Consider the following 25,621-nt stretch of genomic DNA (forward strand, 5'->3'; position numbering starts at 1 on the left):
TTATGAAGACCGATTGGTTTAAAAATATATTCCGGAAGAAAAGTAAAAAGCCGGATAGTTATAAAAAAATACCCGAAGATATTCGGATGAGTATCATTGAAAAATCCTGCAAGCAGGTCTCAAGAGGCGTCTTTTTTTCTACCGTGATTATTGTGGTTTCATTTCTCCCCGTATTTATGTTGACCGGGCAAGAAGGAAAATTGTTTCATCCCTTGGCTTATACCAAGACTTTCATACTGATTGTTGATGCGTTTTTGGTCCTTACTTTAGCACCGGTGCTCATTTCTTTTTTTATGAAAGGAAAGTTTAAAGATGACAATACAAACCCCATTAATAGAGGTCTTGAAAGATTTTACGAACCTTTGATTAGATGGTGCATCAAGTGGAGAAAAACAACGCTGGGCATTAATATTCTTGCACTTGTTATAAGTATACCGATGATGCTCAATCTCGGCCGGGAGTTTATGCCGCCTTTGGATGAAGGTTCCATCCTTTTTATGCCGGTAACGCTTCCTGATATTTCGAATTCAGAAGCAAAAAGATTGTTGCAGGTTCAGGATAAAATTATAAAAAGTGTTCCAGAGGTAGATCATGTTTTAGGTAAAGCGGGCAGAGCGAATACGGCTACTGACAATTCTCCGATTTCCATGATTGAAACCATTATTTTATTAAAACCTCAAGATGAATGGAGAGACGGAACGACCAAAGAAAGTTTGATCGATGAATTGAATGCAAAACTTCAGATCCCCGGCGTTACAAATGGCTGGACGATGCCTATTGTCAATCGGATCAATATGCTTTCCACCGGAATTAGAACTGATGTTGGTGTTAAAGTATACGGAGAAAATTTAGACAGTATTTATGCCTTGTCACAACAAATTAAAACTGAACTGGTCGGTATTGATGGTATCAAAGACATGTTCGTCGAACCGATCACAGGTGGTAAATACTTAGATATAGAAATAAACAAAGATGAAATTGGCAGATACGGTTTAAGTATTGATGACGTAAACACCGTCGTAGAAAGTGCTTTGGGAGGCATGAAACTAACCACAACCATTGAAGGAAGACAACGTTTCTCCGTCAATGCACGCTATGGTCAGGATTTTCGAAATAATATAGAATCGATCCGCAGATTGCCCCTACAAACCATGAAATTTGGGTCGATTCCTTTAAGTAATGTCGCAGATATTCAACTCTCCGAAGGTCCTCCGATGATCAATTCAGAAAATGCAATGTTGCGTGGTGCCGTTTTATTCAATGTCCGAGACCGGGATTTAGGAAGTACGGTGGAAGAAGCCAAGAAAAGGATAGATACCAAAATGGCAAAAATGCCAAAAGGATATTATGTGGAATGGAGCGGTCAATACGAGAATCTCATCCGCGGTGAGCAAACATTAAAGATGATCATGCCGCTCGTTTTAGTGGTCATTTTCCTCTCCATGTATTTTGCCTTTAACTCTTATCGCGAAGCCTTTTTCAATCTCATCAGTATTCCTTTTGCTTTAATTGGAGGTGTTTTTATGATATCGATTTGGGGCGTTAATCTTTCCGTCGCAGTCGCGGTCGGGTTTATCGCACTTTTCGGACTCGCAGTAGAAACCGGAATTGTTATGGTCATTTATCTCAACGATGCCATGGTACAATTAGTGGCTAAAAACGGAAATTCTCGGGAAACCATTACCAACGAAGAATTGCGTGAATACGTGATTTTCGGTGCTGCTAAAAGGTTACGGCCGAAAATAATGACCGTTTGTGTGACCTTATTTGGATTAGTCCCAATTCTTTGGAGTCATGGTGTTGGTAGTGATATGATGAAACCTATCGTTTTGCCAATGGTAGGCGGTGTTTTCACGTCGGCCATTCATATTCTTTTGGTCACACCAATCATCTTTTTGATGCAGAAAGAATGGGAATTAAATAAACTCGGGAAAATAGATGTGCTTGATGCTTCCCATTAAAATTTAATCATAATTAAAATGAAAAAAATAACACTCCTACTATTATTTGCCCTTTTTTCTGGCAAAATGAGTGCTCAGCAAATGCCTTTGTCTGAAATTTTAGACAGTATTGCCGCAAACAATCCCGTGGTGAAAATGTACGATGCAGAAGTGAGATCAATGGATGCCGCCGCCAAAGGTTCCAGAAGTTGGATTCCGCCTACTGTAGGTGCAGGTCTTTTGATGGCTCCTTATAATCCGCAACGGTGGAGCAGAGATGGCGATATGCTCGGAATGGGTTCTTTTGCGGTTTCGGTCGAACAGATGATTCCAAATAAAAAGAAATTGGATGCCAATGAAAATCTAATGCGTGCGATGTCATCTGTCGAAAGAGAAAAATTGACAGCCACTTTGAATGAAAATTTTCAGGATGCAAAAAAACTTTACTACGACTGGATTGTCCTGGACAAGAAAATAAAAGTAGTTAAGGATAATAAGAACATGCTCGACTTCATGATTCGCAATGCAGAAATTCGGTATAAAAACGGCCTCGGTAAAATTTCCGCCTACTACAAAGCCAAGGCAGCACTAGGTTCAGCAGATAATATGCAACTCATGTATGATAATGATATCAAGGTTAAAAGAATTCGCTTGAATGCTTTGATGGGGAGAGATGCAATGGAAGAACTGGAAGTACAGCCTGATTTTACTTTAAACGATTATGGATTAGAACTTTTCGATCCAGAACTATTTTATCAAAACAGAAGCGATCTCCGTGGTATCGATAAAGAAATTGACATCGCAAAATTGAAACAGAATCTGGAAAAACAAAATTTGCGACCTGAATTCGGCGTAAAATTCGAAAACATGTTTGCATTTGGAGGTCAGCCGATGCAATATACCCTTATGGTGATGGCGAAAATTCCGCTGGTTCCGTGGGCTAGAAAAATGACCGATGCAAATATCGAAAGTTTACAGATCAAAGAAGAAGCATTGCTTGCTAAAAAAGCAGTGATGGTGAATGAATATAGTGGTCGGTCGTACGGCATGCGTAACGAATTAGAGCTGAATAAAAAACAGATTCAATTGTATGAAAATACCATTATACCGGCCTTAAAAAATAATTACAAATTAATGCAGTTGGGTTACGAGCAAAATACGGAAGACCTTTTTACACTTTATGATGCATGGGAAAAACTCAATATGACGCAGTTAGAATATTTTGATATTCTGACAAAAGCGCTCCAAGCTCAAACCGAATTAGACCGATTACTTGAAAGAAGATGAAAAAACTAATACTATTCACGCTCATGCTGTTTACTTTATCAGCATGTGAAAAAATAAAATTTTGGGAAGACACTCATTCGCAAGCGGATGAGCTACATACTTATACCTGTCCAATGCATCCAGAGATTATCTCAGATAAACCTGAGAAATGCCCGAAATGCGGAATGGATCTGGTGCTGAAAGATGCGCCTGCAAAAAAAGAAGATGGTATAAAACTGGACGATCTTTTAAAACCTACCAACAACTATGTTGTTTCTCAGTTGCCTGTCATTCGTCTATCCAAGGAAAATATTCCAACTACCGTGGAGGCTTTGGGTGTTATAGATTACGACACGCGTCAGATCGGAACAATCTCTTCCCGAATCGCAGGTAGAATTGAGAAACTGTATGTAAGGTATAAATTCCAGAAAGTTTCCAAAGGTCAACGTATTTTGGACATTTACAGTCCAGAGTTGCTCACGGCACAGCAAAATCATTTATTTCTTTTGAAAAATGACCGTTCAAACTCGATGATGATTAATGCCTCGCGACAAAAATTGCTTCTTTTAGGAATGCCGGCGTCACAGATCCAAAGTATCAGCAGGAAAGGAAAACCAGATCTGAGTGTTCCTGTCTTTAGTAATTACAGTGGATATATTCAATCTGCAGGAGGTATGGCAAACTCATCGCAAGCGGATGATGTCATGCAGGCCAATTCAGTTACTGCAGAACTGCCACTTAAAGAAGGAATGTACTTGCAAAAAGGCGAAAATATTTTTACAATATATAATCCCAGTCGAAGTTGGGCGCTCCTCAATATTTTCGCCGAAGACATTGCTTTGGTAAGCAAAGGTCAGTCTGTTGCAGTTATTCCACAAAACGATCCTTCAAGTCGGTTTAAAGGTACCGTTGATTTTATTGAACCTTTTTTTCGACCCGGAAGCAAAACGGTTACCGCACGAGTTTATTTTGACAATAGTGTCGCAAAAATACCGATTGGTACTCAGGTCAACGCAGAAATTGCAAGCCATTCCAAAGTAGCCGACTGGCTGCCGAAAACAGCCATTGTTTCTTTAGGTATGGATAAAATTGTCTTTAAAAAAGCACCTGGCGGTTTTACGGCACATAAAGTCGGGACCGGCGCTATCGTTAAAGATAAAATTGAAATTGTAAGCGGGCTAGAACCCGGCGATGAAGTGGCAGAAAATGCCCGATACCTAATGGACAGCGAAAGTTTTATTAAAGTAACTAAATAAAAAAAGGATAAAAATGAAATACAATATTTTAATAATGGCGCTTTTGGTTTTTCTTTTTTCCTGTAAAAAAGAAGAAGATCCGCACGCAAACCACGATATATACTATACCTGCTCCATGCATCCACAAATTGTGGCTGATAAACCAGGGAAATGTCCAATATGTCACATGGATCTGGTGCCTGTAGAAAAGAAAAAAAATGCAGACCCGAACGCTCTTGTGCTCAATGATGAACAGATAAAATTGGGCAATATAAAAACGATCAGTCTCTCAAATGATGACCTTTCCGATAAACTGACGCTCACTGGAACCCTTAATTTTGATCAGTATAAAATGCATTCCGTTAGTTCCCGCGTAATGGGCAGAGTTGAAAAATTATATTACAAAAATATCGGAGAATACGTTCCTCAAGGTTCACCTCTAATAGAAATTTATAGTGAAGAACTGAATAATTCAAAACAGGAATATCTTTTGGCTTTAGAGCGGCAACATCTATTTAAAGGAAATACGTCCATCGATTTTGATCAGTTGCTCCAAAGTTCCCGCAATAAACTTTCGTTGTGGGGAATGACTAAAGGCCAGATCAGCCAGTTGGAAAGAACCAGAAAAGCATCGTTGACCACAACTGTTTTTAGTACTGGATCAGGATATATAACTGATTTAAATATATCAGAAGGTGCCTATCTCTCAGAAGGTGGAACGATATTAACGCTTGCTGATCTTTCAACACTTTGGGCAGAAGCGCAGGTCTATTCTTCCCAAATGGCACTGATCCATCGGGATACAAAAGTGACAGTTTCTATTCCTGATCTAAACAATTTGAAAATTGATGGTAAAATCGATTTTACCAATCCCGAAATTAATTCCGCCAGCAGGATCAATCTGGTTCGGGTTTCCATTCCAAACAAAGACAAATTGCTTAAACCTGGCATGCCTGTTTACGTTCTGGTAGAAAACGAGTCGCGTACAACATTGACCTTACCAACTGATGCTGTGATCCGGGATGGAAAAATGGCGACGGTTTGGGTAAAAACTGCAAAAAATACCTTTGTAAATAGAATGGTAAAAACAGGCTTAGAAACCGATGACCGTATTGAGATTTTGTCGGGTGTTAAAGCAGATGATGAAGTTGTAGTATCAGGAACTTATCTGCTCAATAGCGAATATATTTTCAAGAAAGGAGCAGATCCAATGGCGGGTCATGAAATGTAAAGTTTTCATCAACTTAATACATTCATTATCAACGTGGATGCAGATTATAAAAAATAGTAAAATTAAAAACCATTAAAACACCAATATGAAAACAACTTTATATATAAAAAATATGGTGTGCGACCGCTGTAATTCGGCGGTGATGCGAGAACTAAATGCTTTAGGCTACCATGTTGAATCTTTAGAATTAGGACAAGTTGTATTGGATCAGGATACTCCAGTTGAGTTTACTAAACTGGAAAAGATTCTCCAAGAACTTGGTTTTGAACTCTTGATCGAGGAAACGGATGTCTTGATAGAAAAGATAAAAACAGCAATTATAAATAAAGTTGAGAATCAAGACCATTCTAACCTTTCTACTTATTTAAGTTCGACTTTTAGTAAATCTTATCCTGTCCTGAGTAAATTATTTAGTTCAAAGGAAGGTATTTCCATCGAAAAATACAGGATTAATTTACAGATGGAAAAAGTAAAGGAAATGATCCAGTTAGGAGAATTGAATTTTTCAGAAATTGCCTATAGTTTAGATTATAACAACAGTGGACATTTAGCGAAACAGTTTAAACATGAAACAGGTATGTCTATGACGGAATTTAAAAATCAACGAAAATGGGACAGAAAATCTATAGATGATATTGTGTAAGTAATAAACCGAATTCTACCAAGGGATGGTAATTTGATGTCCTATATTTGTATAGTAAGAAATAATTATTCAAAGACATAAACATTTTAATTTCAGGGGTTTCCCTTCAAAGCAATGTAAAAGATCTTAATATGATATTTTTTTCGAAATCGATTTTGTTGTAAACAAAAGTAAATCTTGGACGTAATAAAACCCAAGTTACAATGAGCATCTAGGCTCCGACATTCGTCAGTAAACTTTTACGAAGAAATATACATTAGAGAAGAGATGATGTTATAATTTGAATTCGAAAGTTCTCTTCATAGTTGATAGAATAAATTATTGTTCTCCACAATTCTATCAGCGGTCTTTTAATCGTGACACCAACTTTAGAGGAAATTCTATACTGTAATAAAATTGCAGTTTACATCACTGTACTTTTAATTCAAGTGTTATTGAGTTCAAATTTGAAAATGAAGAATTATTAAAAAAATCCAAGCAAATATTATGAAAAAATTGGCGATCACTAAAAATAATTTTTTAACAATTTAAATATATCATTATGAATCAATTAGTAGAAATTAACGGCATGACCTGCGGAGGTTGTGTAAAAAGTGTAGAAAAAGCGCTGAAAACAATAGAAGGCGTAGAAGCAGTAAATGTAACTCTATCGCCACCACAAGCCAATATAGTGACGGATCACACTATCAATAACCAACGGCTTAAAGATGTTCTGTCAAAAGCAGGAGGTTACAGTCTTGCAGGAGATTCCGAGGGTGATACTGCACCAAAAAAATCTGGAGGTTCTTGTTGTGGCTAGGAAAGTTTGCAAAGATTGTAAAAGAGTATAAAGTAGACAGGTTAAACTAAGTCGAATTACTTCTCCCTGTTTACTAAATATGCTTGATTATCAGAACTAGATAGTGTAAAGTTAAATTTCAAATACAACAAAATGAAGAATATAGGACTAATAGGATACGGAGTCATCGGTAAAAGAGTAGCCGATGCGATTAATGCGCAGGACGACATGAATCTCGTCGGGGTTTGCGATGTAATCAGTGATTGGCGCATTCAAAATGCCGTCAGGAAAAATTATAATATTTACGCAGCAACACCGGATGCAGAAAAAACAATGAAAGATGCGGGCATTTCTGTGGTGGGAAATATGATGGATCTTTTGGATAAAGTAGATCTGATTGTAGATTGCACCCCAAAGAATATCGCTGCACAGAACGTTAAAATTTATAAGGAGAAAGGAATCAAATTTATTGTTCAGGGAGGAGAAAAGCATGAAACCACTGGCCATTCTTTCAGCGCTGAAAATAATTATAATTCTGCTTTAAATTTGGATGCAACAAGAGTAGTTTCCTGTAACACCACTTCCATTTTAAGAACTTTAACTGCGCTAAAAAAAGCCGGATTGTTAGATTACGCCAGAGGAACTTTGCTTCGTAGAGCAACTGATCCCTGGGAAAGTCATTTGGGTGGTATCATGAATACGATGGTTCCCGAACGAGATATTCCAAGCCATCAAGGACCCGATGCACAAAGTGTAGATCCAGATTTAGATGTCATTACATCTGCGGTAAAGGTTCCGGAAACTTTAAGCCATCTTCATTATTGGAATGTGAAATTAAAAAAGCCAACCACCAAAGAAGAAGTTCTTAATGCTTTCAAAAAATCTACCAGAATAAAATTCATCCAGTATGATCAGGGTTTAGTTTCAAACAATACAATAAAAGAAATGTATCTGGACATGGGCAGACCGTGGGGAGACATGTATGAGGTGGCGCTTTGGGAAGATATGCTGAAAGTAGTGGGTGACGAATTATTCTATGCTTATGTAGTAGATAACCAGGCAATTGTAATCCCTGAAACCATCGATGCGATCAGAGCACTTACAGGAATTGAAACGGATGCCGCAAAATCCATTGCTAAAACGAATAAAAGTCTCGGAATAAATTAATTCTAAAAAATGAAATCACCCAACAATATATTTGCAGTTTTAGGAGATAAAGCATCTTTTTATTTAGACCACGTCTGTGAAAAAATTAAAAAAGAAAGATTGCAAATTCCGAGCAAAGACAGTCTATACAATGTTTTTGCTGACAGTAACAGAAACCCGCAGGTTTTGCGAAGTTTGGCTCAACTGTACAATCATGGAAATTTGGGCGGAACCGGATATTTGAGTATTCTTCCGGTGGATCAAGGCGTGGAGCACAGCGCAGTATTCTCATTCTACAAAAATCAGGATTATTTTGACCCTGAAAATATTATCAAGTTAGCCATTGAAGGTGGCTGTAACGGAGTGGCATCTACGTTTGGTGTTCTGGGATTGCATGCCCGAAAATACGCTCATAAAATCCCTTTCATTGTTAAAATTAACCATAACGAAATGCTTACTTATCCGAATAAATACGATCAGACATTATACGGAAAAGTTCAATCTGCGTGGGATATGGGCGCAGTTGCTGTCGGGGCAACAATCTATTTTGGATCTCCCGAAAGCGATCGTCAAATTAAAGAAATAGCCGATGCATTTGAAGAAGCACACAATTTAGGAATGGCTACCATCTTATGGTGCTATTTGCGCAATGATTCATTTAAAAAAGATGAGGAGGATTTTCACGCTTCCGCAGATCTTACCGGACAAGCCAATCATCTGGGCGTAACAATTCAGGCAGATATCATCAAACAGAAATTGCCCACCAATAATTTTGGGTTTAAAGAAATAGGGTTTGGTAAGTATGATGATGCTATGTATGAGGCGCTTTCCACAAATCACCCAATTGATTTAACCCGATTGCAGGTAGCAAATTGCTATATGGGTAAAATAGGACTAATTAATTCCGGCGGAAGTTCAAATGGAGATTCTGACCTTCAGGAAGCGGTGATAACAGCCGTAGTAAACAAAAGAGCGGGTGGCAGTGGATTGATAATGGGAAGAAAAACATTTCAAAAACCGCTTAAAGAAGGTATTGAACTGCTAAACACAATACAAAGTGTCTATTTACAGGAAAGCATCACGGTTGCATAAAAACTTTGTATCGTTGCCAGCAGTGCAATTCTATTGGCAGGTGAAGGAGCAAAAATTGTAGTGACGGATTTGAACAAAGATTACTTTTAAACGGGTTTGAAGAGGAAAAGAATTTTAAAAATGAAATTAAAATGTATTAAATAGTAAAATTTTTAATGAAAAAATAAGTCCGACTTTTTTACAATAATTTCTAAATAAAAAACAATGAGATATTACGATACCCTATCAGAGGCAATCAATGATTTAAAGACAAAAGGATACACCTACGATTTTAATCTAAAAACGGAATCTCTGCATTGCGCTGCACTAAAGATTGAAATTCATCCCGAAGATTTTGACGTAGATCAATCTTACAGGTTTGAAGGAATGAGCAGCACCGATGACAACAGTGTTTTATATGCAATATCATCTAAAAATGGAATGAAAGGCTTGTTGGTGGACGCTTACGGCGTTTATGCCGAAAATATTTCTGAAGAAATGAGAAGAAAATTACGATAACATTTAAACAATATAACTATGGATAATCACGACGAACACGAGAAAAAAAAGACCGATCATTCCAAGATGGATCACTCAAAGATGGACATGTCCAAAAAAGACCACTCAAAAATGGATCATGACAGTATTCCTATGGGAAAAGAAGGTCATGATCATCATCAGATGATGATAGCCGATTTTAAAAAGCGGTTTTGGGTTACTTTGGTTCTTACTATTCCAATCTTGGTTTTTTCACCGATGATCCAGACATTTTTTGGATATGAATTTTTACTGCCTGGAAATTCTTATGTCTTATTTGGTTTAGGGACAATCGTCTATTTTTATGGTGGTTGGCCATTTTTGAAAGGATTTTGGTCTGAGATAAAGAGTGGATCTCCCGGCATGATGACATTGATATCAATGGCAATAAGTGTCGCCTATTTTTACAGTTCTGCAACAGTCTTCGGCCTGAAAGGCGTAGATTTCTTTTGGGAACTTGCAACGCTGATTGCAGTAATGCTCATTGGTCACTGGATCGAAATGAAAAGTGTTTTAGGTGCTTCCAAAGCGCTGCAACTCTTGGTAAGTATGATGCCTGCGGAAGCGCATCGGGTTACAGATAATAATGTAGAAGATATTAAACTTGAAGATTTATTAAAAGATGATGTGATGTTGGTAAAACCTGGTGAAAAAGTTCCGGCGGATGGTATTATCATAGAAGGAAGCAGTTACTTGAACGAGTCTATGCTGACCGGGGAATCTAAACCTGTTAAAAAAGACAAACAGGATAAAGTTATCGGCGGTTCAGTAAACGGCAATGGTTCTTTAAAGGTAAAAGTAGAGCATACCGGAAAAGACAGTTATCTCAACAAGGTTATTACGATGGTTGAAGAGGCCCAAAAGACCAAATCTAAAATGCAAAACCTTTCAGATAAGGCTGCGAAATGGTTAACATATATTGCATTACTTATTGGTTTCGGAACACTGACGGTTTGGCTCCTTTTAGGATTTCCTTTTGTATTTGCTTTAGAAAGAATGGTAACAGTAATGGTTATTGCTTGTCCACACGCGTTAGGATTAGCAATTCCTCTGGTAGTCGCCATTTCAACGGCAGTTTCTGCACAAAATGGTTTATTAATCAGAAACAGGACTGCTTTTGAAGAATCCCGTAAGATTTCAGTTTTGCTGTTTGACAAAACAGGAACTTTAACAAAAGGAGATTTTGGCGTTACACGTATAGAATCTGTAGATAAGTCTTTTTCAACGGAGGAGATTTTGCGATTGTCTAGTGCGTTAGAACAAAGTTCAGAACATCCGATTGCAATCGGAATATTAAAAAAAGTGAAAGAAGACAATATTACAATTCCAACTTTACAAAATTTTAAAGCGATTACAGGTAAAGGTGTTGAGGCAAATGTTGAAGGTAAAGATATAAAAATAGTAAGTCCCGGTTTCTTAAAAGATGAAAAAATAAATATTCCTGAAGATGCTTTCAGCGATGCCGCAGAAACTGTTGTATTTGTTTTAGTTGATGGAAAACTTGCGGGCTATATTGCTCTTGCCGACGAAATACGACCTGAATCTGCGGACGCTATTAAAATCTTCAAAAAAAATAATATCAAAGTTTTAATGGCAACTGGCGATAACGAACAAACAGCAAAAGCCGTTAGTGAAAAATTGGGTTTAGATGGCTATTTTGCCGAAGTTTTACCAGAAGAAAAGGTAAAAATTGTGAAAGATCTGCAGGCTAAAGGTGAATTTGTAGCGATGACAGGCGACGGTGTAAATGATGCACCAGCATTAGCACAGGCAAATGTAGGAATTGCCGTAGGTTCGGGAACAGATGTGGCTGCCGAAACCGCTGATATTATTCTAGTTAATAGTAACCCGCAGGATATTGCTAATCTTATTCTTTTTGGAAAAGCAACTTATAATAAAATGATCCAGAATTTACTTTGGGCAACAGGTTATAATGTAGTAGCAATTCCATTGGCTGCAGGAGTTTTATATACTTCCGGTTTCGTTTTAGGACCAGCAATAGGAGCTGTATTTATGAGTTTAAGCACAATAATAGTCGCAGTAAACGCCCAGTTGTTAAAAAGAAAAATTGGAATGAAATAAATGAAAAACAAGGAAAAATCTGGAAGTGTTTCTATCATTCACTAGAATTGGCAAGAGGCAAAACCGTTTTGATTTCTGCGCACGGTAATTCTCTACGCGCATTAATAGGACATCTAGAACACATTTCTCATGGCAATATCGAAACGGTTGAGATTGGAACCGGGATGCCAATCTTGTATGAGTTCGATTGTTGTCTAAATATAATGAAGCACATCTACTTAAAATAAACGAAGAGGAATTATACCAATAATTTTTAAAATTGTATAAATGCGTTTATTGTCATTTTGTATCTTTGTACAGTCTTATGAAAAAATATCTTGCCATAATGTTCACCGTCTTCTATTTCGGATTTTCATCCGGAATGGTTTATAATGTTCATTATTGTATGAATAAAGTTTCTACCTCATTTTCAACTTCCTCTGGAACTTGCGGAATATGTGGTAAAAGCAAAAAGAAAGACTGCTGCAAAGATCAGATTAAAGTTTTAAAAACGGATGTCGCTCAAAAGGCAGATACTTCATTTATTGCGGATGCACCTTTTGTAGCCATCATTCCACAACTATTCTATGCGGATTTCTTAGCACCTGTATTAGAACGAAATCAGTTTTCAGTTCTGGTAAATGCGCCACCCGATAAGCCAGAATTACCACTGTTCATTTCTTACTGTAATTTTAGAATTTAAAATAAAGACATCATTCTTCTTTTGAATAATGATGAACAGACGTGTCCAGTTTTTTGGACTTTTCTTTATTTAAAACAATCTAAAATTATTACAATGAAAAAATTAATTTTCACAGCATTATTCTCAATATTTTCAATATTAAATTTATCAGCGCAACAGTCTGATGCCTCAATATCTAAACTTTACGAAAACTATATCGTCATCAAAGATGCTTTGGTAACAGACAATTCAGACGCCGCCTCAAAAGCAGCGAACGAATTTATAAAATCTGCTTCGATGGTAGATTACAAAGTTTTGTCGGAAGGAAATCTGGACGTTCTACGAAAAGATGCTTCTACCATTGCTGAAAGCAGAAGTATAGAAACACAACGGGAATCTTTTGCAAAATTATCTGCAAATATGATTACAGTTGCGAAAAACTTCAAGTTAGCAGATTCTTCTGTTTTTATTCTCTATTGCCCAATGCAGGACGCGTCGTGGTTGAGCGCGCAAAAAGAAGTTAAAAATCCTTTTTACGGCAGCGCTATGCTTACTTGTGGAAGCATGAAATCAGAATTAAAATAGTTCACATAAGGTCTTTTTTGCAACATTAGTAAAAAATTCTTTATTCAATTCTTAATTTAAAGTAGAATTATTAGATCCTTAATGAACTAGTTCTACTTTAATAAAGGAATACCATTTTTATTTTTAAGCAAATTTCTGATTTTAAATTCACCAAATCAAAACATCACTGCTTCAATTTAAGTATCTTAAAATTATTAACTCCCAACCGAATTGTATCAATCTTCAACCAAATTATTATATGAAAAAAAGTGTTCATGTATTAATTTTACAGATGAAATTAATACATTAAATATTAAAAAATGACAAATTTAAAAATTACAGCAACAGTTGCTACGGTATTTATATTAAGTTTTACCGCTTTTTCCTGCAATGAAAATAAATCTTCTAAAGAAACCACGATGGACAATACCATGATGAAGTCCAGCACAGCAAAAACAAATGGTACCCAATCCGAAAGTGCGAAAGAAGTTTTAGCAGATTATATGACGATCAAAGAGGCATTGGTAGCAACTAATAAAGAAGATGCTGCAAAAGCAGGAAGTGCGATGGAGACCGCATTGAATAACTTTGATATGAGCACTTATACAGAGCAGCAGCAAAAAACATTGCAAGATATAATTGTTGATGCAAAAGAACATGCAGAACACATTTCGATGAGTGAAATTGATCACCAGCGGGAACATTTCAAAGCACTATCAAAAGACGTTATAGATATGATCGCAATCACAGGTGCAGATGCCAAAGTTTACCAAATGTCCTGCCCAATGTATGATGGAGGAAGTAACTGGTTAAGTTCAAGCAAAGAAGTGAGAAGTCCTTACTATGGTGATAAAATGATTGATTGTGGAAAAATGGAAAAGGAATTAAACTAGAATGAAAATTTTCAAGATCATAGCAGTGGTTTTATTAATCGCATTTGTTGGAATACAATTTCTTCCAAAACAAATTAATGAAAGCCAGACCACTTCAAAAGGGGACTTTTTGGTGGTCAATAAGGTTCCGGCAAATATCAAGAATAAGTTGCAGACCTCCTGCTTTGATTGTCACAGTAATAATACCAATTATCCATGGTACAGCAAGATTCAGCCGGTTGCAAAGTTTTTGGAAAACCATGTTATTGATGGAAAAAAAGAACTGAATTTCAGTGAGTGGGACTCTTTATCGGTAAGGAGGAAAAAAAGCAAACTGAAAGCAATAGTTAATCAGATCAAAGATGATGAAATGCCTTTGAATTCTTACACCATTATTCACAGAAATGCAAAATTCACAGAGGCTGAAAAGCAGGAAATGATAGAATGGATGACACAAAAAAGAGACAGTTTATAAAAATTAAGTAAAAATAAAATGAAAAATTTAAAAGTAAGTATTGCAGCAGTAATGTTATTTGCTATTTCTTTTGCAAACGCGCAACAGAAAAGTAAAATGGATCACAGTAAAATGGATATGAAAATGAGCAATGGTAAAATGATGTCAATGAAAAGCGATGCAAAAGCAGAGGCGATTTTGGGCGATTATTTTAGTTTAAAAGATGCTTTGGTAGGAGACGACAGTAAGAAAGCCGGTGCTGCAGGCGCTAAACTCGCCGTTTCGTTAAAGGCTTTCAATGCTTCAAAATATTCTGCAGCGGATAAAAAAGAGTTGGCAGATATTATAGATGATGCTACAGAGCACGCCGAACATATTTCAAAAAGCCCGATCGATCATCAACGTGAGCACTTTAAAACATTAAGCAAAGACATTTCAGATTTGGTTGCAATTACTGGAACTAAAGTAAAATTATACGAGCAGTTTTGCCCAATGTGTCAAAAAGGAAGCACTTGGTTGAGTAAAAGTAACGATGTTAAGAATCCATTTTATGGCAGCAAAATGCTTACATGTGGTAAAGTGCAGAGAACTATTCAATAAAATTCAATTATTCTGAAATTTGTTCCTCTTTAAAAAAGTAAAAAAATACAAGACAGATTTATCAGAAGAAAATTTAAGTCCTATTGAGAGAAGAGGTGATATTTTAATTAAACGAACCTCTTCTCTTTGTTAGGCACAAAGAAAATTATTATGAAAGATTGTTGTAAAACAGGAAATGAAGATGAACAGAAAAAAACTGGTTTGAAAAAATGGTTCAACTACGGTTTATATGTATTCATCGGTGCGATTATTATCGGTGTTCTCGCATTACAGATTTTTGGAAAGTAAATTCCTAAAAATACGATTACAGGCTTGAAGAATTACTGAAATCAACGGGAATAAAAAATAGGAAAGATATCTCTAAAAGTTATATTGGCCGAAGAATGATTGAAAACGACACAAAAATTATTGAAGATTTTTTTTGAACTAATTTTTAGCGTTGCAGAAAAGGATTTGGTTGTAAAATCTTAAGTATCAATTTTAAAAATCATATAAAATGAAACAAAAAGTAGAAATATCAGGAATGTCTTGTGAAGGTTGTGTAAATAGCGTGAAAAATGCACTTTCAAACCTTGAGAATGTAGAATTTGTAGAAGTAACACTCAATCCACCTACCGCCATTATAACAAGTGAATTGACTTACACTGAAAACGAATTGTCAAAAGTATTAGCAAGTGCCGGCGATTACTCAATCGCAGAGAACGACCTCCATAAAAAGTCACCAAAATCTGGTGGTTCTTGTTGCTGTTAAAATATTAAAATCAAAAGTGATTTATAGATAAAAATATAAATTTTCCGAAATAAAAAACTATGAAACATACTTACCAGATATCAGGAATGACCTGCGATGGATGCCGAAAACACGTAGAAGAAACCCTTTCAAAAATTGAAGGCGTTTCAAAAGTATCGGTTGATCTAGCAAAACAAGAAGCAGTTATCGAAACGGACAACCATTTACAAATTGAAAAATATCAGGAAGCCTTAGAACAGGATGGTGGAACGTACAGTATTCATAATATTGGTGATCTGCCAAAAGCAGAGGCAGAAACTAGGAAAAAAGAAATTAAAAAAGTAAAAGGCAACGGAACTTTCTACTGCCCAATGCACTGCGAAGGCGAGAAAACCTACGACAAAGCGGGTGATTGTCCGGTCTGCGGAATGGATTTGGTTGAAGAACAAAAATTAAGCAGTTCGAATACGGAACAATGGACTTGTCCAATGCATCCGGAAATTATAAGAGATGAACCGGGAGCATGTCCGATTTGTGGGATGGATTTGGTGCCGATGGAACCTGATATTTCAGCGGAAGAGAAAACCTATAAAAAATTACTAAAAAAATTATGGATTGCCACAATTTTTACTTTCCCCATTTTTTTGATGGCAATGAGTGAAATGATTCCAAACAATCCATTGTATAATTTGATGGAGCAAAAATACTGGAACTGGGTCCAGTTTGCTTTGTCGATTCCAGTTGTATTTTATGCAACCTGGATGTTTTTTGAACGTGCCTATAAAAGCATCAAGACGTGGAATCTCAATATGTTTACACTGATTGGAATTGGAGCTGGAGCAGCTTTTCTGTTCAGTGTTTTTGGAATGTTTTTTCCCGATATTTTCCCGGAACAATTTAAATCGCATACCGGAGCAGTTCACGTTTATTTTGAGGCTGCCACGGTGATTTTGACTTTAGTTTTATTAGGACAAGTGTTGGAAGCCAGAGCGCACAGTAAAACAAATTCCGCGGTTAAAGAATTATTAAAACTCGCCCCAAACAGAGCTATCAGAGTTAAAAACGGCATTGAAGAAGAAGTAACAATCGAACAGATAGTGATCGGTGACATCCTGCGTGTAAAACCTGGCGAAAAAATTCCCGTGGATGGTGCCATTACAGAGGGTGAAACTTCGGTGGATGAATCGATGATCACCGGTGAACCAATTCCTGTAACCAAATCCATAGACGATAAAGTAAGCAGCGGAACCATTAACGGTAACCAATCCTTTTTAATGAAAGCCGAAAAAGTAGGATCAGATACGTTGCTCTCGCAAATTGTGGAAATGGTGAATAACGCCAGTCGCAGTCGTGCCCCAATCCAGAAATTAGCCGATACCGTTTCGGGTTATTTTGTGCCGATCGTGGTACTTGTTTCGATCATTACCTTTATAGTCTGGGCAGTTTTTGGGCCACAGCCAGTTTATGTTTATGCTTTCGTCAATGCGATTGCAGTGCTGATTATTGCCTGTCCATGTGCTTTAGGGTTAGCTACACCAATGTCTGTAATGGTCGGTGTTGGCAAAGGTGCTCAAAACGGAGTATTGATAAAAAACGCCGAGGCTTTAGAAAAAATGGATAAGGTCGACACTTTGATCATTGATAAAACAGGAACGATTACGGAAGGAAAACCAACCGTTGAAAAAATAGGAATTTTCGGAGATTCTTACACAGAAAAAGAAGTTTTACAGTTCATTGTTTCTTTAAATAAAATGAGCGAACATCCTTTAGCAGATGCGACGGTAAAATATGGAAAAGAACAAAATATAGAAATTATTAATGCTGAAAATTTCAGTGCAGTTACAGGTAAAGGTGTAGAAGGAAAGGTCAACGGAAAAAAAGTCGATTTAGGTAATGCCAAAATGATGGAATATGCCCAAGCTGAAATTACTTCTGAAATGGAAACTGAAGCCCAGAATTTTCAAAAGCAGGGGAAAACAGTTTCGTACTTATCTGTAGAGGGGAAAGTTGCGGGATATGTAGTGATTGGTGACAAAATAAAACCGACCAGTGCAAAAGCAATTAAAGAATTAATGGAAAAAGGCATTGATGTAATCATGCTTACTGGTGATAATCATGATACGGCACAAGCGGTCGCAAAAGAACTCAATCTTGTCCATTTTAAAGCTGGAATGCTACCTGAAAATAAACTGCAGGAAGTAGAGAAACTTCAGAAAAACGGAAAGATCGTAGCAATGGCTGGAGACGGAATTAATGATGCACCTGCCTTGGCAAAAAGTGATGTTGGAATCGCGATGGGAACCGGAACTGATGTTGCCATTGAAAGTGCAATGATCACTTTGGTGCAAGGCGATTTGCACGGAATTGTAAAAGCAAGAAATTTAAGCGACGCTGTGATGAAGAATATCAAACAAAACTTATTTTTTGCTTTAGGTTATAATATACTAGGAATTCCAATTGCAGCGGGAGTTTTGTTTCCAGTTTTCGGAATCCTTTTATCTCCGATGATTGCAGCGCTGGCAATGAGTTTCAGTTCCGTATCAGTGATCGGTAATTCACTACGTTTAAAAAACATTAAAATTTAAAAATAAAATTATGGAAAATTCAATGGATCACTCAAAAAGTAATGTGTACACCAAATTTGTTTTAATGCTTGCGGCTTCATTTGTAGCGATGTACATTACCATGTATCTCAATACCTACGAACTGGATCATGTTTATTTCAGCATGACCAGATTTTATATGGTATGTCTTGGAATCTCTGCGATGGCTTTGATCATGTTCTTTTTTATGCGCAAAATGTATCAAAATAAGCAGAAAAACCTTGGAATAATAGTGGGAAGTGTCGGTTTATTTTTTGCTGCACTCGGTTTGGTTCGCGAGCAGAGTCCTGTCGTAGGTGATGTTCTTTGGATGAAAGGAATGATTCCTCATCATTCAATCGCCATACTAACAAGTGAACGTGCAGATATCAAGGATCCTGAAGTTAAAAAACTAGCAGACGATATCATTAAAGCGCAAAGAAAAGAAATAGAAGAAATGAAAACAATGATAAAAAGATTAGAGAATGAAAAATAAAATACCCAACTTTTTAAAATTATGCACGCTTCTTTTGCTAGTCGTGTCGGTTCAGGGATTTTCTCAGGACCATACCATGCATGTGGAGAAAAAAGCGGATTTAAAAAACGAGGCTACCGGAAAAATTTCTTTTGGTGGAAAAACAGTTCGTTATGATCTGTACGTAAAAGACACGCTCGTAAATTTCACCGGAAAACCAGCCAGAGCAATTGCCATCAATGGCAAATTAATGGCGCCAACTTTATATTTTACAGAAGGTGATACGGCCGAGATTTACCTTCACAATCAATTGAAAGAAAATACAGGTCTTCACTGGCATGGTGTTATTCTGCCCAATGAAATGGATGGTGTTCCTTATTTAACTACGAAAGAAGTGAAACCTGGTGAAACGCATTTGTATAAATTCCGTATTTCTCAAAATGGTACTTATTGGTATCATTCACATGAGGGAACTCAGGAACAGATCGGGATGAATGGAATTTTGGTTTTTAATAAAAGAGATACTCAGCCAAGTAAAAAGTTTGCGGCAGACATTCCGGTGATTTTGGGAGAGTGGACCGATGAAAACCCAAAACAAATTATGCGAAGATTGCACATGGATCGTGGAGATTATTGGGCCATCAAAAAAGGTACTGTTCAGAGTTATTCTGAAGCGATAGGAAAAGGACATTTCGGAACCAAATTGCTTAATGAGTGGAAAAGAATGGAAGCCATGGACGTGAGTGACGTTTATTACGATAATTTCCTAATTAATGGTCAAATTTCTTCTAATTACAAAAACTTAAAAGCCGGAGATAAAGTGAGGCTTCGAGTAGCGAATGGTGCATCTTCCTCTTATTTTTGGCTGAATTATGGCGGTGGAAAAATCACCGTTATTGGAACTGATGGCAATGAAGTAGAGCCCGTAGAAGTAGATCGTTTAATTGTTGGCGTTTCCGAATCTTATGATATAGAAGTTACTGTTCCGGAAAATAAAAGTTTTGAGTTTCGTGCAACTTCGGAAGACCGGCAAGGGTTTGCCTCACTTTATTTGGGAGACGGGACAAAAGTGGAAGCACCAAACTTACCGAAACTGAATCTGTTTGAAGGTATGAAAATGATGAACGGCATGATGAAAATGAACGGCGACATGAAGCCAATGAGCATGACGATGGGTAATCAGGTGATGGATATGAATGAAGTAATGTATCCGGAATTGTCAGAAAGCCAGCGTATGAAAACCATGCAGCACATGATGGAAATGATGGGAACGAAATCTGACATGAAAATGAATGATGGAAAAATGAACATGGATCACAGCAAGATGGATATGAAAATGAAGGATGGAAAAAAGGAAATGGATCACAGCAAAATGGACATGAAATCTGACATGAAAATGGATGATGATAAAATGAACATGGATCACAGCAACCATGACATGGGATCTTCAGATGAAAATACCATCAAGCGTCTTAACTATAATATGTTAAAATCTCCGTTCAAAACTATTTTGCCCAATGATAATGTAAAGGATTTAAAGTTTACTTTGGAAGGTAACATGCGTAATTATCTCTGGACATTAGATAATAAAACGGTGGCTGAAAGTGATAAAATTTTAATTAAAAAGGGGGAAGTCGTGAGAATTACGATGTACAATAATTCCATGATGCGTCATCCGATGCACCTTCACGGTCATGATTTCCGTGTAGTTAATGCTAAAGGGGAATATGCTCCTTTAAAAAATGTAATTGATATTGCACCGATGGAAACTGTGACGATAGAATTTGCTGCAAATCAAGATGGAGACTGGTTTTTCCACTGTCATATTTTATATCACATGATGAGTGGAATGGGAAGAGTTTTCAGTTATGAAAATTCAGCTCCAAACCCACAATTACCGGATAAAGAAGCTTCATACAAGCAGTTTCTAAGCAAGAATCGAATGATCAATACTACAGCAATGCTGGATGTAGCGTCTAATAAATTTCATTTTGAAAACATGACGATGCTAGGAGCAAGATGGTTGAATGTGAATGAATTACATAGTAATTACGATTTTACACATTACGAAGGGAGTGTAAAAGTTGGTAGGTTTTTAGGAAAATACCAATGGGCAATGCCTTACGTAGGATTCAGAAGTAATAAAACACACGATATGGCAAAAAGCTGGTTTGGGCAAAATGTAATGCCGCAAAATCAAAATGTCGCCATAGCCGGAGTTAGATATCTACTTCCATTCTTAGTGATGGCCGATGCAAATATAGACCATAATGGAAAAGTACGTTTGGAATTAGGCAGGGAAGGAATTCCAATTTCACCCAGAATTCGCGGTAATTTTGCCGTTAATTCAGATAAAGAATTCGATTTTGGATTAAAATATATCGTTCAAAAATGGGTTTCCGTTTCTACCAATTACGACAGTGAATATGGATTTGGAGCTGGTTTAACCTTTATGTATTAAAGCATCAAAAATGTTTAAATATACCTCTCATGAAAATGAGAGGTTTTTTTTTGTAAAAATTTGAATAATCAACGATCAGGCATAAGCCTATTGTCAAAATAATAAAAACTAGAGTTATTAATCGGTAAGATTTTATAAAATAATTATTTAGTCAACTACAATTCCTCCTCCATACCAACGAATTTATGGTATGAAGATTTCAATTCCTGTAGTTGGTCCTGAACAATTTTGCTGCTTTCTGCACAAAGGTCACCACTACCTAATGCTTTTTCGTATGCTTTAACTGCGGCGTCTTCTCCGAAAATCACATTTTGCAAAGTCGATTCGCTTTTATCAAAAGTAAAGGAGTTTTTCACATCTATCCACGCTCGGTGTAATCCACCGGCAAATGTAGTGGTGTTTTTTAAATCTCCACCTCTTTCTTCTATGAGGGATGAAAGTTCTGTTCTCATTTTATAAGAATTCTGCACCATACAATCATACTCTTCTTTTAGATTGGAATGAGATTCAATCATTTCAACATTCACATCTTTAAATCCTTCAATTCTGTCATTTATGATTTGTAAAAGATTGTTCAGAACATCTATTGTTTTACCATTTTCCATTGTACAAATTTTATGGTTTCTGTCAATTTTAAAAGAACTAATTTACAACTTAAAATCATTTAATCTTTCTAAATAAAGTTTAATTTTACGCTCATAGAGATACTAAAAGATTAATTTTCAAATATTTATTGATATCTGTTAGCCCTTTAACAATTGAAATCTGTTTATTTATCTCTTCAATTTCGTTTTCATAAATCCTATTCATTAACTATAGGTATTACTTTTTTACTGCAATTTTTTCGCCCATTTTTATGGTCGTTTCAAGACCTTTCGATGTATTAATCAACAAGTCGTTATCGATTTTAATTTTGTCTTTCTCAAACAGCAATACCACAGTAGAGCCACCAAATTTGAAATAGCCTTTTTCTTCGCCTTTTTTCACAGTTGTGCCTGCGTAAGTTTGAATCATACTTCCAACCATGGTTGCTCCAACTTCTATCATTATAACATTGCCGAAAATGGGGCTTTTTATAACGCCATATTCGCGCTTATTCAACCAGAAAATTTCCGCTTTTTCACGAAGTGCTAAGGGACTGACAGAATAATAATCTCCTTCAATTTTAATATTTGAACTGGCGGTTACCCCACTTACCGGAAAATGATAGCGGTGGTAATCCGGCGGCGCTAGACGAAAAACGATCATCGCTCCGTTTTCATATTTTTTCGCTAACTCTGTATTTTTTAAAAAAGACTGAACATTAAATCTTATTCCTTTGATATAAAAATCTGAATTGTTGATATTAGCAAAAGCCAAAATTTTCCCGTCTGCGGGAGAAGATACGGTTAGTGAATCGGCAGCAATTGGCCTAGCCTCTGGTTTAAGTTTTCGGATGAAAAAATCATTGAAGCTTTTAAAATTTTGCTTTTGGGCAATACTGATATCCACTCCATAATCTTTTATAAAAGGTTGGATTTTATCTGCTGAGGCTGGTTTTTCCTGCATGTCACCATAAACAGAACTTACAATTTTCCGTTTTGCGATCGCCCATAAAGTCGCTTCACCGATAGGATTATGATACGACCAGTTCAACCATTCTTCGCCGTAAACCTTTTCAATTTTAACTTGTCCACTTTCTCGCTCTACATATTTGATGGGATTTTGGGGCGGAACCGGAAAGATCGCGATACCGAAGATTACTAAAAATAGGATAAGCGCAATCTGCCATTTTGTTTTATTTCTCTTCATTGTATATTGTGTTTAAAATAATCTTTCCAGATTTATTTAAAATCTATAATGCCCGTTAAAATTATACATTTGGAAAGATATCTTTTCTAATTATTCTAAATTTTTTAAAGTCATTAATAATGCATAAGCGCCTTTGATTACAATTTTGGAGTTTTGTAAATCCGCGGTAGAAATCTGGGTGTAGTCATTTTCAGTATTGCCAATTACCACTTCTTTCATCTCAAATTGCTTGTTGGCTTTTGCCACAAACACATAATTTTTATTTTCAAAACTAACTATTGCATCGGCTGGCAAAACATTAGATGGCTGACTGCTTAATTCAATTTCCGCATTCATATACATTCCCGGTAAAAGTTTTGGTGTCGCTTCCGTAAAATGACCATGGATTGTAATGCTTCGGTCTTCCGTAAAATCGTTTCCAATTAGGATTATTTTAGCCGTATATTTCTTTGTAGGATTTGCGTTGGTATAAGCAAATACGGTTTGCCCGATAGACAAATTGTGGATGTCTTTTTCAAAAACTTTCAAGGCAAGATGGATGTCGGACGGATTAATGATTTCATACAAAATATCGCTCGCATTTACGTACGAACCTGCATTTACGTTTGCTTTCGAAATATAACCGCTAATTGGCGCGTAAACGCCTATACTTTTGGTGATATTATTTGAGGAAATTCTATCAGGATTTATTCCTGCATATTTTAGTTTTGCACCGTTACTTTTCAGTTCAACGAGTAGTGAATTGTATTCTGATTTCGCTTGTTGGAAGACTTTATCGCTTGTTGCTTTGCTTTTGTTTAGTTCTCTCTGTCTTTCAAAATCTTCGCGTGCATATGTAATTTTTGTTTTCGCCATCAGATAATCTTCCTGCATTTGAATGTAATCCTGATTTTCTATGGTGCACAAAACCTGTCCTTTCTTCACAAAAGTACCTTCGAGTAATTTCGCATTTTTCACATAACCGCCCATCGGCACACTTACGGAATATAAATTTTGAGGCGGAACATCTATTTGACCATTTAACGTTAAAATTTCAGAGATGTCTTTTTGCTCTATTTTCCCTAATTCAATTCCCGCGTTTTTAATTTGCGCATCTGAAAGGGTGGCAACATTTGAATTGGAAGAAATTTCTACGGTTTCCTCTTCTGTTTTTTTATTATTGCAGGATGCAAGAAAAAGAAAGGCTGCTATGATGATTATATTTTTATACATAAGATTAAATTTTTAAGTTCTTGTAGAACCTTCGATTATGAAGATTGATTATTTATTTTTAAAATTAAATTTTGGTTTGAATATTAGAATTGTAATAATTCCTAAAATGAATGCGAAAATTCCTGCGTAGAAAAATTCAGAGGTTGGATAATTTGAACCAAAAAACCCCGCAATTGGATATGCAATTGCCCACCACAGATGTGAAAAAGCAAAATGAGACCCGTAGACTTTTCCTTGATGTTCAGAGTCGATAGTTTCTGCGATTAATGTTTCAGAAGGAATCTCTGCTAAACTCTGTCCCAAACCTGCGAATAGCCAGAGTATCAATAAAACGGGATATCCAACAAAATTTGCAAGTGAAATAGAAATAGCAAGTAAGAACACACCACTGATTAATGAAGTACTGCGCGTTTTAGATTTGTCTAGACTTCCTGATAGAAACGCTGCAACTGCAGCACCAATTCCGAAAACCGCCATCGCCCAACCGTAATATTTATCATCCAGTTGAAGACTGTTTTTAATGTGTCCAATGGTGTTCACCAAAATCATTGCACCTGCAATTGCTGAAACAAATTCGATTGCCAAAGCAAAGCGTAATATTTTATTTCCAAATAAAAGCCGAATGCCATTTGAAATATCTTTCCACGTATTTAAAGAATTTTTCGCTTTTTCTGTGACACCTTTTTGCAATTCACTGCTGGAAATAGAAAGTATTAAAATTCCCGCTACAATAAAAGTGATTGCATCCAAAAAAAATATCTGTCGCACACCAAGCCAGACGGCTAAAATACCTGCCAATCCTGGTCCCAACACACCTAACAGTTGAAAAGTCGCGGTGGAAAGTCCAATGGCTTCTCTGTAATACTTTTTTTCCACGATTTGTGGTATTATGGCGCGATAAGTTGGGGTGAAAAAGGCATTAAAAACATTTAATAGAAAAACAAGTGCGTAAATTTGCCATTCTGAACTGATGAAAGGAAGGCAACTGATGATTGCCATCCGAATAAAATGGGTGACGTATAGAATCTTCTTTCGTTCTACTTTATCCGCCAAAACTCCCGCAAACGGCGAAAATATTATAAAGGCAGTTACCCGCAACGTTAATGCAGTGGCTAAAATAACTGGTGAATTTTCTTTATCAATCTGATAAGCCAGTAGTGCTAATCCAACCCAGGAAAATGCGTCGCCCAACAAACTTATGGTTTGGGCAAAATAAAGTTTTGCAAAAGTTTTATTTTGCAGTGCTTTAAAAGGTTCGATGAAGGTTTTATATATTTTGGGATTCATCGG

Annotated in this window: 24 protein-coding genes; 20 read left to right on the plus strand and 4 right to left on the minus strand. The window is 36.5% G+C overall.

The features are described from left to right. Nucleotides 1-2 precede the first annotated feature (2 nt). The 20 genes from EIB73_RS11930 to EIB73_RS12020 all read left to right on the plus strand — a co-directional run bounded on the left by EIB73_RS11930 (nt 3) and on the right by EIB73_RS12020 (nt 21,328). The gene (locus tag EIB73_RS11930) at nt 3-1,961 is read left to right on the plus strand and encodes an efflux RND transporter permease subunit (protein WP_125025487.1); all 1,959 of its coding nucleotides are present in this window, start codon (nt 3-5) and stop codon (nt 1,959-1,961) included. Between the two features lie 18 nt (nt 1,962-1,979). Further along, nucleotides 1,980-3,227 (plus strand): TolC family protein, encoded by a 1,248-nt coding sequence (locus tag EIB73_RS11935; RefSeq protein ID WP_125025488.1) that lies wholly within the window; start codon nt 1,980-1,982, stop codon nt 3,225-3,227. After that, on the plus strand, nt 3,224-4,462 hold the full coding sequence (locus EIB73_RS11940; protein ID WP_228411236.1) for an efflux RND transporter periplasmic adaptor subunit: 1,239 nt from the start codon (nt 3,224-3,226) through the stop codon (nt 4,460-4,462). The genes EIB73_RS11935 and EIB73_RS11940 overlap by 4 nt, the downstream gene beginning before the upstream one ends. Before the next feature lie 13 nt (nt 4,463-4,475). After that, a complete protein-coding gene (locus EIB73_RS11945; protein WP_125025489.1) occupies nt 4,476-5,672 on the plus strand; it encodes an efflux RND transporter periplasmic adaptor subunit in 1,197 nt (398 codons plus the stop codon). 85 nt (nt 5,673-5,757) lie between these two features. Beyond that, nucleotides 5,758-6,315, plus strand: a complete 558-nt coding sequence (locus tag EIB73_RS11950) for a helix-turn-helix domain-containing protein (RefSeq protein WP_125025490.1) — start codon at nt 5,758-5,760, stop codon at nt 6,313-6,315. 541 nt (nt 6,316-6,856) lie between these two features. Further along, nucleotides 6,857-7,114: a heavy-metal-associated domain-containing protein gene (locus tag EIB73_RS11955; protein WP_125025491.1), complete on the plus strand. Its 258-nt coding sequence runs from the start codon at nt 6,857-6,859 to the stop codon at nt 7,112-7,114. A gap of 132 nt (nt 7,115-7,246) precedes the next feature. Continuing rightward, nucleotides 7,247-8,260 carry a type II glyceraldehyde-3-phosphate dehydrogenase gene (locus EIB73_RS11960; RefSeq protein ID WP_125025492.1) on the plus strand — a complete coding sequence of 338 codons (1,014 nt, stop codon included), beginning with the start codon at nt 7,247-7,249 and terminating at the stop codon, nt 8,258-8,260. A gap of 9 nt (nt 8,261-8,269) precedes the next feature. Further along, nucleotides 8,270-9,331, plus strand: coding sequence for a class I fructose-bisphosphate aldolase (locus EIB73_RS11965; RefSeq protein ID WP_125025493.1), 1,062 nt, complete (start codon nt 8,270-8,272; stop codon nt 9,329-9,331). A 204-nt stretch (nt 9,332-9,535) separates the two neighbouring features. Further along, entirely contained in the window at nt 9,536-9,829 is a 294-nt protein-coding gene (locus tag EIB73_RS11970; protein ID WP_125025494.1) for a phosphoribosylpyrophosphate synthetase, read from the plus strand. A gap of 18 nt (nt 9,830-9,847) precedes the next feature. Then, nucleotides 9,848-11,929, plus strand: a complete 2,082-nt coding sequence (locus EIB73_RS11975; protein ID WP_125025495.1) for a copper-translocating P-type ATPase — start codon at nt 9,848-9,850, stop codon at nt 11,927-11,929. A 304-nt stretch (nt 11,930-12,233) separates the two neighbouring features. Continuing rightward, nucleotides 12,234-12,611 carry an HYC_CC_PP family protein gene (locus EIB73_RS11980; protein WP_125025496.1) on the plus strand — a complete coding sequence of 126 codons (378 nt, stop codon included), beginning with the start codon at nt 12,234-12,236 and terminating at the stop codon, nt 12,609-12,611. 93 nt (nt 12,612-12,704) lie between these two features. Then, nucleotides 12,705-13,175, plus strand: coding sequence for a DUF3347 domain-containing protein (locus EIB73_RS11985; RefSeq protein ID WP_125025497.1), 471 nt, complete (start codon nt 12,705-12,707; stop codon nt 13,173-13,175). 299 nt (nt 13,176-13,474) lie between these two features. Then, complete coding sequence (locus EIB73_RS11990; RefSeq protein ID WP_125025498.1) at nt 13,475-14,047, plus strand: DUF3347 domain-containing protein; 573 nt, start codon at nt 13,475-13,477, stop codon at nt 14,045-14,047. A gap of 1 nt (nt 14,048) precedes the next feature. Beyond that, a complete protein-coding gene (locus tag EIB73_RS11995; protein ID WP_125025499.1) occupies nt 14,049-14,501 on the plus strand; it encodes a heme-binding domain-containing protein in 453 nt (150 codons plus the stop codon). Between the two features lie 18 nt (nt 14,502-14,519). Next, on the plus strand, nt 14,520-15,080 hold the full coding sequence (locus EIB73_RS12000; RefSeq protein WP_125025500.1) for a DUF3347 domain-containing protein: 561 nt from the start codon (nt 14,520-14,522) through the stop codon (nt 15,078-15,080). A 150-nt stretch (nt 15,081-15,230) separates the two neighbouring features. Then, nucleotides 15,231-15,368, plus strand: a complete 138-nt coding sequence (locus EIB73_RS15075; protein ID WP_164467891.1) for a hypothetical protein — start codon at nt 15,231-15,233, stop codon at nt 15,366-15,368. Between the two features lie 208 nt (nt 15,369-15,576). Next, nucleotides 15,577-15,831 carry a heavy-metal-associated domain-containing protein gene (locus EIB73_RS12005; protein ID WP_125025501.1) on the plus strand — a complete coding sequence of 85 codons (255 nt, stop codon included), beginning with the start codon at nt 15,577-15,579 and terminating at the stop codon, nt 15,829-15,831. Nucleotides 15,832-15,890: 59 nt separating this feature from the next. Further along, complete coding sequence (locus tag EIB73_RS12010; protein WP_125025502.1) at nt 15,891-18,395, plus strand: heavy metal translocating P-type ATPase; 2,505 nt, start codon at nt 15,891-15,893, stop codon at nt 18,393-18,395. Nucleotides 18,396-18,405: 10 nt separating this feature from the next. After that, nucleotides 18,406-18,888, plus strand: a complete 483-nt coding sequence (locus EIB73_RS12015; RefSeq protein WP_125025503.1) for a DUF305 domain-containing protein — start codon at nt 18,406-18,408, stop codon at nt 18,886-18,888. A gap of 76 nt (nt 18,889-18,964) precedes the next feature. After that, entirely contained in the window at nt 18,965-21,328 is a 2,364-nt protein-coding gene (locus EIB73_RS12020) for a multicopper oxidase domain-containing protein (protein WP_380219169.1), read from the plus strand. Between the two features lie 155 nt (nt 21,329-21,483). Here the strand turns inward: EIB73_RS12020 and EIB73_RS12025 are convergent, their stop codons facing one another. From EIB73_RS12025 to EIB73_RS12040, 4 genes are all read right to left on the minus strand, one after another. After that, on the minus strand, nt 21,484-21,933 hold the full coding sequence (locus tag EIB73_RS12025; RefSeq protein ID WP_125025505.1) for a PA2169 family four-helix-bundle protein: 450 nt from the start codon (nt 21,931-21,933) through the stop codon (nt 21,484-21,486). A 217-nt stretch (nt 21,934-22,150) separates the two neighbouring features. After that, a complete protein-coding gene (locus EIB73_RS12030) occupies nt 22,151-23,119 on the minus strand; it encodes a phosphatidylserine decarboxylase (protein ID WP_125025506.1) in 969 nt (322 codons plus the stop codon). 90 nt (nt 23,120-23,209) lie between these two features. Further along, complete coding sequence (locus EIB73_RS12035) at nt 23,210-24,331, minus strand: efflux RND transporter periplasmic adaptor subunit (protein ID WP_125025507.1); 1,122 nt, start codon at nt 24,329-24,331, stop codon at nt 23,210-23,212. A gap of 48 nt (nt 24,332-24,379) precedes the next feature. Then, complete coding sequence (locus EIB73_RS12040) at nt 24,380-25,618, minus strand: MFS transporter (RefSeq protein ID WP_125025508.1); 1,239 nt, start codon at nt 25,616-25,618, stop codon at nt 24,380-24,382. Nucleotides 25,619-25,621: the final 3 nt, after the last annotated feature.

It is taken from the genome of Kaistella carnis (genome assembly GCF_003860585.1).
In the GTDB taxonomy this organism is placed as follows: Bacteria; Bacteroidota; Bacteroidia; order Flavobacteriales; family Weeksellaceae; genus Kaistella; species Kaistella carnis.